The sequence below is a fragment of the Nostoc piscinale CENA21 genome, assembly GCF_001298445.1.
Taxonomy (GTDB): Bacteria; Cyanobacteriota; Cyanobacteriia; order Cyanobacteriales; family Nostocaceae; genus Nostoc_B; species Nostoc_B piscinale_A.
The window spans coordinates 4,314,885-4,328,246 of the sequence record NZ_CP012036.1 but is presented as its reverse complement, the minus strand read 5'-3'; the positions used below and the strand labels follow the sequence as shown (position 1 = coordinate 4,328,246).

Genomic DNA, 13,362 nt, shown 5'->3' with positions numbered 1-13,362 from the left:
CGTCTAGTCTAATTTGTTTGATTGAGTCATCATCATAACGATTAAATTTTTGTTTTTAACAGTTTTTTGCACCCAACATTTTAAGCTTGCCGCGCTACTACAATTTTTTTGCTTAGGTACTAAGCAGGCTTGCGGGCTGCCAAAATCAAGAATAGTGGAATACGCTTTCGCCGTTCGTAAGTTTCTATGTCTTGGAAGTACTCATGTTGCGGATGTGCCTCACGCAGATCCGTAATGATGAATCCAGTGTTTTGAAGGAGATGAAAATATTCTTCGACCGTGCGGTGATATTTTTTTTACTGTGCCACCAAGCCAGTTTGTCACTCGCAGTCCGGTTTTGAAATAGTTATCGACAATCCAACCGTGGCGGAGCGTACCACCTATCCAGCCGCGATCGCACGACGTAATCACCGGATGTTCCACCGAAAACACAAACTGTCCCGATGGGGCGATCGCATCAAAGACTTTGGTAAAAATTAGCGCCAGATCAGCGACATAATGTAGGGCAAGTCTTGATATCACTAAATCAAATGCTACCTGCGGGTACGTCCAATCCTCAATCGTTTGCAAAATAATTTTGCCAGAAGTGTTTGCTAGTGTTTGATGTGCAAGATTAGCCATCTTATGTGAGCCTTCGATGCCAATATAGCTCGCCGCTCCCTGGTGGAGAAGTTCACGCCCAATTGCTGCATCGCCACACCCTATATCCAGGATACGTTTGTCAGTAATGGGTTGAATGAGATCCATCAACACTGGCTTTTCCAGCGTATCATTAGCCGTATCTACACGTTGACGATGTTGCATATAGGTTGCAAAAACTGCTTCATCATCAAAAAAGTTTGGGCCTGACTTCTCCATGTGAATGTATTAAGTGTTGTGACTTTTTAACCTAGCTTTTTTCTGCTAAAAACAAAAGGGCAAAAGAAAAATTTTCTTTTGCCCTTTGCCTTTTAACTTTTGCCTTTCTAATCTCCACTGCCAGAATGTACTGTCTTTACCCATTTCAGACGCTTTGGTCTAAAGGACATTCTAGCGGTGGTACTACTCATCACTACTAACCAGTGCAGCATGTATAATGTGCCGCGCAGGGTTTGTAGTAGTAACACCGGATAAGTCGCAACGGTGAATTTCTGCTCTTGACGTATCCGTCGTAGTCCGGCAAACATTCCAAACACGGACATAGATACAGATAAGGTAGTAGCTGGGCCTAGCAGTGGTAAGCGATGCCTAGCAATTGCCATTAATAAGTCTGGGATGGCAGCCGTAGGCAAGATGTACATGGTGATCATAAACATGAGCATATCCCAGGTTTTGCGGGTTCCCATACGGTTTTTCAGAATCAGATCCCAGTAATCTAAATAACGCTGATAGCCGCCTTCTGCCCAACGGTTGCGCTGATGCCAAAGCGCGATCGCATTGGTGACACCTTCTTCCTGCACGGCTGGGGAGAACACACACTCAATATCCCAGTTGTCCAAATGCAAGCGCAAGGTCATATCCAAGTCGTCGGTGATGGTTTCTTCATTCCACCCACCACAACTGTCTAAGGCTGTGCGGCGGACAAATTGACCGTTACCGCGCAATTCCCCGATTCCACCCAAAGCAATGCGCTGCTGCTGGAACCAAGTATCCAGTGCCATTTCTGCCATCTGACCTTTTGTCCAAAAATTTTTCTTTAGCGTTGGCGATCGCTTTCCGCACCTGCACTGCACCAACTTTTTCTTTTTGAAACAAAGGTACTATTTGGAGTAACAAATCTGATGACACTTGAGCATCAGCATCAAACACAGCAATAATTTCGCCTTTCGTCTGGGGCAGAACTTGATTTAATGCTCCCGACTTACCGCCACCAGCTTGGGGGGAACGCCTCAGTACTTTGAGTTTTTTGTATTCCTTCGCCAGTTCTGCTAGGATTTGCGGTGTTTTGTCAGTACTGTTATCGTCAATTATCCAGACTTCGTATTGTCCATCTGGATATTCCAAATTGCACAAATTCTTGACTAACTTCCCAATCACCGCTTCCTCATTTTTGGCAGCTACCAACAAAGATACAGAAGGTAATTCACCCTGCATTTCTTTTTGATAACGGCGAGGTTTAGCGAATATCACCACTAACGCATGAACACCCAGGATTGTGGTCAACCCCAGAACAAAAATGTAAGCCCAAGAAGCTAAGTGTAGAGCGATCGTACCACTCCAAACTATTGACAACACCAGAGCGGCTTTACGTCTACGTCCTTGAAACCGTGATGGTTGAGACAAACGATTTGTCCCTACCAATGAATCTTCTGTCGCCGATAGGTCAGCCAACAGAGAATCTAGCGGGTCAAGCTCTTTGTATGAATCGTTTTCAGGCCAGGAGTTCGCTGGCATAGGTTACTTAATGCGATACCAGTATTTTTCTACACCCATAAATAAGCCGGGAATTCTGTAACGTCAAACTTTTACTCTGCCATCTAGCATTACTTGCTGTATCAACATTAAGTTGCTTTTCAACGGCAACGGTAGATTCAACGAAGTAATTACAAGATAGGCACAGCTTTTGGTTGTGAGACATTGCAATCAGCGTCTTCAAGACCTAGTGTTAGGTTTTTTCGTCGCTACTGCCCCAGCTTGGATAAAAGTTAATGCAGCCTTATTGTAACCGAAATTTTAATATTTCTTAGTAGTAACTTTGCTCTCACTATCACAAACTCAAAACTAAAAAGACAAAATACAAAGAATTACTTATTGATTATTGCTATTCATTAATGTTTTTTGCGAAATATTTTCAGGCTTTTCCTGAGAGTTGTGCTTTTGTAGTGTGTATTACATCAGTTTTTTTTGGGAATACTATTGACAACGACTAATATCCCCAGTTTCACCTAACTTGAGGAATATTCAACAATGTCTATTGAGCAACTCCAGCCTGCAACTCAGCAGCAAGCAAGCGTTTACTTGCCTTATATTCAGGGTACAAAGCGGAATTTCTTGCCCTATGCCATCAGTCTCTATCAAAAAGGTATTTTGGAGGGACACCGCAAAATAGAAGCCAGTGAAAATATTCCCTTTGTCGCTTCTTGGAATGTGGCCACCCTGCCTTCAGACTTAACGCGCTGCCGAATGCAGTTTGATGGTAATGCTGAACTCAGTTATGAAGTGATGATGGCCAGCTTTGAGTTTATTAGTTTTTTAATTGAATTAATGGAAAACTATAAACGTTATCGTGTCACAGACTTTTCCCAATCATTCTACAGAAAGTTGCTGCGTATTGATGAATAAATTAATTCCCTGAAAGTTGAGGGTATAGGATTACAAGGGAAAACTATTTCCCTTGAACCTAACCCAGACAGTTATGCTTACGAACATTAAGGCATAGTCTAGTTGATATATTTAGCATCCAGCCCATAACATTTTAAGCATTATTTTCAATACCTAGTAGTTAGTAACTTTACAGGATCAATACTGTAGATAAAAGCTATTTTATTGACCAAAAAAAATGTTAATTCTCAAAAACTATGCTCGCTGAGAGCGTAAGTCTTTTGCTGGAACAAACTAAAATTAGTAAACACCTAGCTGGGTTCTACTTCCTTTTGAAATTAGGAGTGCATGTGTGCCAAAATCTGCTAAACATCTGCTGATTGGCTCAACTGAAACTTATAGCGGAAAATCTGCAACAGTTTTGGGTTTGTCTTATCAGCTACAGCAAAAAGGACTGGATATTGCCTACGGCAAACCGCTGGGAACTTGTTTGACAACCTCTAGCGGTACCTTAATTGAAGAAGATGTCCAGTTTATTGCTTCTAGCCTGAATCTAGCAGCCAACCGCATTGCGCCTACCATGCTGGCTTTAGATGCAGTCAGTGTCCAAAAACGTTTAAGTGGCGAAGATAACAATAATTATCGCCAGTCGCTGATTCAGGAATATTTGCAAGTTACTCGCGGCGATTTAGTCTTACTGGAGGGGCCAGGCAATTTAACAGAAGGACATTTATTTGATTTATCAACGCTACAAGTCGCTGAAGTTTTAGACGCTGCGGTTTTGTTGGTTAATCGTTACAACTCGTTACTTTCTCTAGATGCGTTGTTGGCAGCAAAAGAGCGTGTAGGCGATCGCTTGGTGGGTGTTGTTCTCAATGATATTCCTCCCCAAGAATTGGAAATGGTTGAAACCCTTGTGCGTCCATTTTTGGAACAGCAAGGAATTGCCGTATTAGGAACACTGCCAAAAAATGATTTACTGCGGAGTGTCAGCGTCGGGGAACTAGTCAACCAGTTAAATGCGGAAGTTCTCTGCCGTAGCGATCGCTTAGACTTGATGGTAGAAAGTCTGGCTATTGGGGCGATGAACGTCAATGCAGCTGTCAAGTATTTCCGCAAACGGCGTAACATGGCAGTAGTCACAGGAGGCGATCGGGTAGAAATTCAACAAGCTGCCCTAGAAACCTCAACTCAATGCCTAATTCTCACAGGACAATTACCACCGCCGCAATTTATTCTCAGTCGTGCTGAAGAACTGGAAATCCCAATTTTGTCTGTTGACTTAGACACCTTGACTACCGTAGAAATTGTTGACCGGACTTTTGGTCAAGTACGTGTCCATGAACCAATTAAGGTGCAGTGCATCCGCCAATTGATGAATGAGCATTTTGATATTGAGCGTTTATTACTGAAACTGGGCTTAAGTACAGCAGCAGCCTTATCTTAGCCACACACTAAGTATCTTTGAGATTGACTTTACCCACCAGGGAATTAACCAATTTTGGATTTTAGATTGAACATTTCCCTGAATCTAAAATCCAAAATCTAAAATTGGCCTGGTCAATGTTCATCAAAAGCCTGATTTTGGTTAACTCTAGCAATCTTCAATGATTTATAAACACTCTCTCCCTTGTCCACCCTATCTTCCTTGTCTCCCTTATCTCCCTTGTTCACACATAAAATAAGACTGCTATCTTGACTCACTTAGCCAGCTACTTAGTTAAATAATTCAAAAATTGTAGCAATGTCTAACTTCAGCTGGCTGTCTACCTACACTCTGTTTGGTAAAATAGCTGGGTCGTTAAATTCTAATTAATTTTATCTTTGAGCCAGTCAATAGACCTGATTAACCTCGATACATTAGCGCAAGAACTGGCGACAATCCAGCAAACAGGTTCTAAGCGAATTGCTTTGCTGGGTTCTCGTCATGTGCCGATTACCCATCAAAATCTGATTGAAATGATGACATACGCTTTGGTGTTATCAGGCAATCGGATTATTACCTCTGGGGCTACGGGAACGAATTCAGCTGCCATCAAGGGCGCAATGCGGGCTGATCCCAATTTGCTAACTGTAATTCTTCCCCAAAGCTTGGAACGTCAGCCTTACGAATCTCGGCAACAGTTAGAACAGGTAATGCACCTGGTAGAAAATCCCAGTAACGATAACCTGACTCTGGCTGAAGCTAGTTACATCTGTAACAAAGAGATTGTCTCGCGTTGCCAACAGTTAATTTGTTTTGCTTTTCATGACAGTCGCACTCTGCTACAAACTTGTGGGGATGCCGAAGAACAAAGAAAAGTAGTAACTTTGTTTTACTTTGATTAGTCATTTATCCGTTGTCATTTGTCCTTTGTCATTTGCAATTTACTAATGACTAATGACCAATGACTAATGACTAATAATTATGGACTAGTAGCTAATGACTATTTTTTTGTACTGTATTGCCGCAGCTGCTGTATTAATTTATCTGCCGTTTTTGCTGGTGGCGTATGCCCGGTTGAGTGTGGGATATGATATTTCCGCACCTCGCGCGATGTTTGATAAATTGCCACCTTATGCTCAACGAGCGACTTGGGCGCATCAAAATTCTTTTGAAACATTTACGATTTTTGCTGTCGCCGCATTGATGGCTTATGTCACTAATGTAAATTCTACTGTGGCTGTAGTTGCGGCGATCGCTTTTGTCGTGACGCGGTTGTTATACTCTATCTTTTATATTTTGAATATACCGCTTTTGCGATCGCTGATGTTTGCTGTTGGTTCTTTGGGTTCTGCTACGCTCTTCTTCTTTAGCATCATGCAAGCAAATAATTAAAATTAGGGAAGAGGAGAGATAATACCAATTACCAATAAACTCATCCACAATCCCAAAGTTAACAATTTTTATGGCTTCAACTTACTCCTTTGACATTGTGAGCGATTTTGATCGGCAAGAATTAGTTAACGCTGTTGATCAAGTTGTGCGAGACGTTAACAGTCGATATGACCTCAAAGATACTAAAACTACAGTTGAATTGGGTGAAACAACTATTACTGTTAATACCGACAGTGAGTTTACTTTAGATTCTGTACACAACATTCTGCGCGAAAAAGCTGCCAAGCGTAGTCTCTCTCAAAAGATTTTTGAATTTGGCAAAGTTGAATCTGCGAGTGGTAATCGTGTACGTCAAGAAATCACACTCAAAAAAGGTATCAGCCAGGATATTGCCAAGCAAATTTCTAAATTGATTCGTGATGAATTTAAAAAGGTGCAAGCTTCAATTCAAGGTGATGCTGTACGGGTTTCTGCAAAATCAAAAGATGATTTACAAATTATCATTCAACGGTTAAAACAAGAAGACTACCCAGTTGCATTACAATTTACAAACTATCGTTAGGAAATTCCTAAATCTAGTTAAACTTTTTCCTAGAAACTGCCAGCGAGTTCTTATTCGTTGGCAGTTTGTTTTATAGTCAACGCAACATACCCAGAGTTTTCCCCAGATTATTATTCATATATAGCAATCCTATCTGAGTTGTGAAAAAGTATTCTTTTTAACGTAGACGCGAAGCGGCTTCCCGAAGGGTACCGCAAAGGGCGCATAGACACGAAGTGGCTTCCCGTTCGCGTAGCGTCTCCCTTTGGGAGAAGGGTAGGACACAAAGAAAGAGAAGGAGGAAAAGAAAGAGAATTTCACAAATGATTTAAGATTGCTATAGCAATCCTAAATCATTGATAAACATCTCTCAACCTTGTCTCCCTTGTCTCCCTTGTCTATTTTGTTCCTATCTCACATAGGACTGCTATATCCCAAAATAATTAGGTACATCTTCATAGAGAATAGATATAAGTATAGTTATTGTGAGAGATTAGTCAAATGCGTGATCCACAGAAGAATACCATTAAAATTGATCCAGCAACTGTTGTTTTAATTGTGTCTATATTAATACTTTTACCTCTTGTACTCACTGGTTTGTTCTGGCAGTAAGAGGATAATGAAAAGATGGATCATTGATAAGGTATCTACACAATGAAATCTGGTGTGACATTTCATCAACTGCAAGAAGAAGACATTTATGATTGGAATGGCGAACAACTCAAGTCAGAGGTGCGCCAACATCTAAGCGTGAATCATATTGTGCGGGTTCAGGTGAACTATCCAGATAACTGTTTTGAAGCCATTTATGTAGAAATCACTGCTGTGGAAGGTACGGAGTTAATTGGTACAGTACTAGACACATACCGCCACTTTCTCGAAGATGAAATCATCTATGTTGAGAATGGCGAGACAGTTCGTTTTCATCGCGCCTGTGTTATTGAAGTACCACTCACCTGGAATAATGATCTACAAGCAGTAGCTGAAAAGACTGGAATAGGAAGAACTATCACGGGAGTACTACCTAGTAGCCCTCAAGAATAGAATTCGTTGCTTTGAAGAAGTCAGAATTCAGAAGTTAGAATTAATTAGTGGGGGAAAATACCCGCAACTGGCACAGAATTCAGAATTGAATTCTGGCTCCTGACTACTGAATTCTCTTTGGATAAATTAAGATTCTGTTGCAGTTGATTGAGGTGTAAACTGAACTCTTGGATCTGGCATAAAGGTGTATCTGAGGTACATTCCACCCCAAACGAACAAGACAATTAACAAAGCACCAATACCCAAAGGACTGGGAAGCCAAAATACTACTTCTATATGATTGAGTTCACCGGGTTGGAGTCGCCACAGCAGTTGATTACCTTGTTTTTCTGGTTCGACAGCATTTTCAGTGAGTTGAATATTGTTCGCACCCCAGGGAGTGTTTAAGCTAAATTCTAAATTGAGAATTGCACCTGGATCAGCAATGACGTTACCTTTACTGGCAATTAACGCCAGCGATCGCAAGTCTAAATCATAAATTAACCGATTCCGCACTAACAATAAAAAATTATTCTGGAATAGCAGTAAATTAGATTCAATTTTCGGTAATTCTGATTCAGCTTCGCTATTTGTAGCTGCTACTTTTTGGTTGTTGTGGGAATTAAAAAAGTCATTAAACTTAGTTTGTAATTCTTGACCATTACTAAAGGGAATGGTAACTATTAGTTCTTCTTGAGAAATACGTCGGACTTTGCCTTCTAGTTTACGAGTCCGATTTTCTATACTATCTAACCAGGCATATACATAATCACCACTAAAACTAGTAAGCTGTTCACCTAACTTAATATGCTGCACTAGTTCGCCGCTATTGGAGTGATGAAAATTCACGCCAACATCATACTTTACACACCCAGACAACAGCAGGGATGTTAACACTACTAGCCACAAAATAGTTTTTCTTGGGGAAAAGATGCGGTTAATGTTGTGTCTGAGTTGTGTCATTAACCCGCCCAATGGTTGAATTAACCACATCAATATTTTTCCCAACTTAGAAAAATTCATCACTGTATTTCTCCTCAAGAAGTATGAATTTTGAAGTATGAAGTCTGAAATAAAATTTCATATTTGACTTAGAGCATAAAGGATGCAGATCAGACTTCTTTAATAAGTAGGGTATCTTGTTCTGCATGATTGATAACCACTTTATACTTCATACTTCATACTTCAGAATGCCAACCAAGTTAAGTAGGAGAGAATTAATCCAATAGCAGCGATCGCTACCCAAATAAAGCGATTATCTTTGGTATTAACTTGGCTGAGATCAACAAATTCCTTGTCAGCAGGTTTTTTCTTGACAGAAGATTTGGGGGGATTAGTCGCCACCCGCATTTTCGATTCATTATCCGATAATGCACCCAAATCGGGAATCTCCGTCATCCATTCGCTGGGTCGTTTCAGCTTTGGTGCTTGTAAAATGTAGAGCAATCGCCGAGCTTGTTTATTTGTTTCGGAATAAGGATGGCGTTGTAGTTGTTTGCAAAGTGCGATCGCTTCTTCATTTCTGCCGGCTGCTTCATAAGCTGTTACTAGCCATAGTTGTGCTTCTCCCCCTAAGCGGGAATTCCGCGCTAACAAGGCGCTGGCCTTTTCCAGATTTTCAATCGCTTCCCGATACTGCCCATTTTCAAAGGCAATTCTCCCAGCTTGGTAACGCTTTCTGGCAATTTCTAAACTTTGTTCACTCACGTCTTGCATATTAAATCAGCCCTGCTTTAATTTTGCCAACGCCAGAAATCTTTTTGTAATCTTTTCAAAAGCTGGCAATCTTCGAGTAAATAAGCTTTTACAATTCTAACTAGAAGTCATCTGTAAAAACCCTTAATTATGCAATGCAGGTGAGCAAAATATGGTAGATATCAAGCTTTTTCAACTGAATTGGCTAGGAGCCGGAATCACTTTGGTATTGATGAGTACCGTAATTACTCCAGCTTCAGCCCAACAAGTGATTGTGATTGATCGCAGCAATCCTTTTAGCGTCAATCAGCCGCCTGCTGTTGGTTCTTTTATTTATGGTAGTCCGATTCCCACACCTATGCCCGTAGATCCCACAACAGGGCTTTTACCTAGCCGCACCATCTACCCCTATTATCCTCAAGTCAGGTACGACAGGTTCAATAATTCCACACTGGTGAACCCGACTTTGGTGAATCCCATTATTAAAGATTCCACAATCGTCAATCCAGTGATTATCAATAATTCCTGGCAACGGACACCCTTTAGAGGGCGATCGCGGGTGATTATCACTCATCCTTGGTAATTTTATGGCAGAAGGCAGTGGCTATTTTTCAGGAGGAGTCAGAATCCTTTTCTGAACAAAACCTTCTGCCTCCTGCCTCCTGCCTTCTTCAAACAAAGTGAGAACCAGAAATCATCGTCCCAATCCCAACGTCGGTAAAGATTTCAAGTAGCAGTGCGTGGGGTAAACGACCATCGATAATGTGTGCAGCCCGGACTCCTTGAGCGAGCGATCGCACGCAACAATTAACTTTGGGGATCATCCCGCCACTGACTACACCACTAGCAATCAATTCCCTGGCTTCCCGAATATCAACTTTGGGAATCAAAGTTGATGGGTCTTTGTAATCTTTTAAAATCCCTCTCGTATCAGTCAGCAAAATTAACTTTTCTGCCCCCAGCGCCGCAGCAATTTCCCCCGCAATGGTATCTGCGTTAATGTTATAAGCCTGTCCCGAATCATCAGCAGCAACACTTGACACTACTGGAATATAACCATTACTTGAAAGAGTTTCTAAAATTTTGATATTAACACCGCTAACTTCACCCACAAAGCCGATGCCTTCTTGACCTTGGGGACGGGCGGTAATTAAATGACCATCTTTGCCACATAAACCCACAGCCATACCACCGGCTTGGTTAATCAAAGCCACAATTTCTTTATTTACTCGACCGACTAACACCATTTCCACAACATCCATTGTGGCAGCGTCAGTAACTCGCAAACCATTTTTAAATTGTGGTTCGATGCCTAATTTATCTAACCAACTGTTAATTTCTGGGCCACCACCGTGGACAAGAATCGGGCGCAAACCAACACAAGATAAAAAGACAATATCGCGGATTACCTTGTCTTTGAGGGTGCTGTCTTTCATCGCCGCACCACCATATTTCACAACAACAGTACGTCCCGCGAATTGTTGAATGTAGGGTAGTGCTTCGCTGAGTACCCGTACACGGGTGGCTTCAGCTTGCCTGATATACTCAGTATCGTTGACCATTATGATTGAGATTTAAAACCTATGCAGTCAGTGTAGAAGACTTTTTCTCTGGTCACAATCTCTTGCTTAGAAGTGCTGAGTGCTGAGTGCTGAGTAAAAATCTTAGTATCTAGTCAAGAGTGCCTCTTCTCTGGTGTAGATACTTTCGGGAGATCGCTCAATTTTCTACATTCTGATGAGATGCAGTAGTTTTCAAAACGCTAGGAATTGCTTCCATAACTCTGTTAGCGATTTGTTCTGGTGTTTCACCTTCGTTGACGATGATATGTAAATCAGCTTGGGCGTAGAGTGGTTGGCGTTGTTCGAGGAGCGATCGCAATTTACCTTGGGGATCAGGATCTTGCAGTAATGGTCTTGTGGTATCTTCCGCCAAGCGAGTATAGAGTAGTTCCACGGGTACATCTAGCCAGACAATTAAACCGTGGCGCAAGTAACTCCAATTTTCTCGCCGCAGCACAATGCCGCCACCTGTAGCTACAGTCAATTTAAGATGGGCGCTAATTTGTGCCAATACATCACTTTCCAACTGGCGGAATGCAGCTTCTCCTTCTTCAGCAAATAACTGATTGATGGTTCTACCTGTGGCTTGAGTAATCACATCATCAGTATCCACAAACCCATAACCCAACTGCTGTGCTAGTAAACGTCCTACCGTTGTTTTGCCAGCGCCCATCATACCAATCAAGTATAGGCTGACTCCTTGCAATAAGCTGCTCACCAGTCGCTTTACTCCAGTAAATTCTCAACTCCTCACTTTACTTTAAATCTCGGCATTCAAGCGACTTTGTTTGATATGGTTTTTGAGGTGGGCTGCAAAAATCGTCTGACTCATTAAAAAGTAGCTTTCTTGTTCGTCACTTAATTTTAAGTTTTCCTCAATTAACCGTTCAACGATATACTCCATTAACACCACAGTTAGCGAAAAGCTAGAAGCTTGTTGTTCGATGGGCGTAGATGTAGCCTTTTCAAGTAGCGATCGCTTATGCAACAAATCGACAGCTTCCAAGATTAATCTTTGCGACAATCTAGGCGACAATCCTGGTATGGTGTTTTTCTGCAATTGTCGCACTGAAACAGCATTATTATTCATTGCCAACCAGTACATCATGTGCTTTTCTAACTGCGACAAACGATTAAACTGTTGGTCTAATATGGTGCGAATTTCGCCAAAAACTACGGTTCCCTGCTGAATAAACTCGTCAACATTACCCGCAAATAAATCTTGAATTGTTGTCGCTACTAATTTGAGAAATAAGGGATTGCCTGCATATTGTTCTGACAAGATGCGGAATTTTTCTTCTGATATATTGAATAACCCTTTATATTTTAGAAGTGACAGACTTTCTGATTGATTTAAACCAGTTAATCTGAAAGAGCGCACGGGTAATGTGTTCCCTTCTAAAGCTACAATCTCTGGAATTTTTTCTCTGCTGGTTAATATTAAGCAACTTTGATGCTGAGACTCACCTATTCGCCTGATAAATTCACCATAGATTTCATAGCCTGAACGATATTGAATTTGCGGCAGGATAAAAGCAGGAACATGATTCTTTATCCCGTGGTGACTAACTGTTAAATTAGCATCAATATCATTACTCGCTAAAACCGCATCCAAATTATCTAAAATAATTAAACATTTATTATGTCGCAGAAAATCTATCAATTGAGAGATGCGCCCTTCTATAGTTTCTGAAATTACTGTCTCGGCGGTAGGTAATAAAGTCTGAATTAACTGTTCAATTATCTGCTCTGGGGCAGGGGCAAGACGTAGCGATCGCCAGATAACATAATCGAACTGATGTTTAATTTCTTGTGCCAACTTTACCGAGAAAGCAGTCTTACCAATACCACCCATCCCTAATAGCAAGAGCAAGCGACAGCCTTCTTGCAAAATCCACTGCTGAGTTTTTGCTAGTTCTGTGGTGCGCCCATGAAAAATACTAACATCAATTGCCTCACCCCAATCTTGAACCAACTTAGCAGGAGTTGTGACTAACTCTGTCTGTGGAGTCGTTTGTGTTTGTTGGGGAATGATGGCTGCTGATAATTGAAACCTGATTTTCTTATACCCAGCTTTCTCAAGTAAATAAGTTACACGGCTCCAATTTTTCACTTTCACTGAGTAGCCAGCAGCATTACTCAGCATTTCTTCTATATACTTGTATAAACCATTAGACAAATAAACTCTAACGGTACTACTACTACGACTTTGATAAACTATACTGGCAATTTCCGCCGGACTACAACCACACAGTAAACCTCTCAAGAATTTCTTTTCTACAGGTGTTAAGGCCTTACCTTTTGTGGAAGCTAAATCTACGTATAACTTTTCTAACTCCCAATTATTTTTAGCCTCAAAAAATTCTTCTTCTGCTTGATTTGCATCTGGTGTTATCATTACCATTATTGATGTATTTTATATAACCCCGAAAATATCCTAACTATTATTCGATGAAGTCAGAATAAATCAAAATTAAATTTAT

At 41.1% G+C, this 13,362-nt stretch carries 13 protein-coding genes and 1 pseudogene; 7 read left to right on the top strand and 7 right to left on the bottom strand.

The features are described 5' to 3' along the window. Window positions 1-219: 219 nt before the first annotated feature. Both ACX27_RS18825 and ACX27_RS18820 read right to left on the bottom strand, forming a co-directional pair. Window positions 220-858, bottom strand: coding sequence for a class I SAM-dependent methyltransferase (locus tag ACX27_RS18825; protein WP_235526259.1), 639 nt, complete (start codon window positions 856-858; stop codon window positions 220-222). A 107-nt stretch (window positions 859-965) separates the two neighbouring features. Beyond that, window positions 966-2,373: pseudogene (locus ACX27_RS18820) on the bottom strand (glycosyltransferase family 2 protein). Window positions 2,374-2,886: 513 nt separating this feature from the next. Between ACX27_RS18820 and ebsA the strand changes: the two are divergent. The 6 genes from ebsA to ACX27_RS18790 all read left to right on the top strand — a co-directional run bounded on the left by ebsA (window position 2,887) and on the right by ACX27_RS18790 (window position 7,643). Further along, window positions 2,887-3,261 (top strand): type IV pilus biogenesis protein EbsA, encoded by a 375-nt coding sequence (ebsA, locus tag ACX27_RS18815; protein WP_062294946.1) that lies wholly within the window; start codon window positions 2,887-2,889, stop codon window positions 3,259-3,261. Window positions 3,262-3,592: 331 nt separating this feature from the next. Further along, complete coding sequence (locus ACX27_RS18810) at window positions 3,593-4,687, top strand: phosphotransacetylase family protein (RefSeq protein WP_062294945.1); 1,095 nt, start codon at window positions 3,593-3,595, stop codon at window positions 4,685-4,687. A gap of 377 nt (window positions 4,688-5,064) precedes the next feature. After that, complete coding sequence (locus tag ACX27_RS18805; protein ID WP_062294944.1) at window positions 5,065-5,568, top strand: hypothetical protein; 504 nt, start codon at window positions 5,065-5,067, stop codon at window positions 5,566-5,568. Window positions 5,569-5,662: 94 nt separating this feature from the next. Next, window positions 5,663-6,058 (top strand): MAPEG family protein, encoded by a 396-nt coding sequence (locus ACX27_RS18800; protein ID WP_062294943.1) that lies wholly within the window; start codon window positions 5,663-5,665, stop codon window positions 6,056-6,058. 70 nt (window positions 6,059-6,128) lie between these two features. Beyond that, a complete protein-coding gene (locus ACX27_RS18795; protein WP_062294942.1) occupies window positions 6,129-6,620 on the top strand; it encodes a YajQ family cyclic di-GMP-binding protein in 492 nt (163 codons plus the stop codon). A 633-nt stretch (window positions 6,621-7,253) separates the two neighbouring features. After that, complete coding sequence (locus tag ACX27_RS18790; protein ID WP_062294941.1) at window positions 7,254-7,643, top strand: hypothetical protein; 390 nt, start codon at window positions 7,254-7,256, stop codon at window positions 7,641-7,643. Between the two features lie 126 nt (window positions 7,644-7,769). Here ACX27_RS18790 and ACX27_RS18785 read toward each other — a convergent pair whose 3' ends face one another. Beyond that, entirely contained in the window at window positions 7,770-8,645 is an 876-nt protein-coding gene (locus ACX27_RS18785; protein ID WP_062294940.1) for a DUF3153 domain-containing protein, read from the bottom strand. A gap of 162 nt (window positions 8,646-8,807) precedes the next feature. After that, entirely contained in the window at window positions 8,808-9,338 is a 531-nt protein-coding gene (locus ACX27_RS18780) for a tetratricopeptide repeat protein (RefSeq protein ID WP_200929826.1), read from the bottom strand. A gap of 151 nt (window positions 9,339-9,489) precedes the next feature. Here ACX27_RS18780 and ACX27_RS18775 point away from each other — a divergent pair, with 151 nt between their 5' ends. Further along, window positions 9,490-9,900, top strand: coding sequence for a hypothetical protein (locus tag ACX27_RS18775; protein WP_062294939.1), 411 nt, complete (start codon window positions 9,490-9,492; stop codon window positions 9,898-9,900). Window positions 9,901-9,988: 88 nt separating this feature from the next. Here the strand turns inward: ACX27_RS18775 and argB are convergent, their stop codons facing one another. From argB to ACX27_RS18760, 3 genes are all read right to left on the bottom strand, one after another. Continuing rightward, entirely contained in the window at window positions 9,989-10,882 is an 894-nt protein-coding gene (gene argB, locus ACX27_RS18770) for an acetylglutamate kinase (RefSeq protein WP_200929979.1), read from the bottom strand. Between the two features lie 154 nt (window positions 10,883-11,036). Then, window positions 11,037-11,597, bottom strand: coding sequence for a shikimate kinase (locus ACX27_RS18765; RefSeq protein ID WP_062294937.1), 561 nt, complete (start codon window positions 11,595-11,597; stop codon window positions 11,037-11,039). Window positions 11,598-11,639: 42 nt separating this feature from the next. After that, window positions 11,640-13,277 carry an NB-ARC domain-containing protein gene (locus ACX27_RS18760; RefSeq protein WP_062294936.1) on the bottom strand — a complete coding sequence of 546 codons (1,638 nt, stop codon included), beginning with the start codon at window positions 13,275-13,277 and terminating at the stop codon, window positions 11,640-11,642. Window positions 13,278-13,362 lie beyond the last annotated feature (85 nt).

Coding starts and splice junctions, on each gene's coding strand:
- ACX27_RS18825 (WP_235526259.1), bottom strand. CDS start 858: ATGGAGAAGTCAGGCCCAAACTTTTTTGATGATGAAGCAGTTTTTGCA.
- ebsA (WP_062294946.1), top strand. CDS start 2,887: ATGTCTATTGAGCAACTCCAGCCTGCAACTCAGCAGCAAGCAAGCGTT.
- ACX27_RS18800 (WP_062294943.1), top strand. CDS start 5,663: ATGACTATTTTTTTGTACTGTATTGCCGCAGCTGCTGTATTAATTTAT.
- ACX27_RS18795 (WP_062294942.1), top strand. CDS start 6,129: ATGGCTTCAACTTACTCCTTTGACATTGTGAGCGATTTTGATCGGCAA.
- ACX27_RS18790 (WP_062294941.1), top strand. CDS start 7,254: ATGAAATCTGGTGTGACATTTCATCAACTGCAAGAAGAAGACATTTAT.
- ACX27_RS18785 (WP_062294940.1), bottom strand. CDS start 8,645: ATGAATTTTTCTAAGTTGGGAAAAATATTGATGTGGTTAATTCAACCA.
- ACX27_RS18780 (WP_200929826.1), bottom strand. CDS start 9,338: ATGCAAGACGTGAGTGAACAAAGTTTAGAAATTGCCAGAAAGCGTTAC.
- ACX27_RS18775 (WP_062294939.1), top strand. CDS start 9,490: ATGGTAGATATCAAGCTTTTTCAACTGAATTGGCTAGGAGCCGGAATC.
- ACX27_RS18760 (WP_062294936.1), bottom strand. CDS start 13,277: ATGATAACACCAGATGCAAATCAAGCAGAAGAAGAATTTTTTGAGGCT.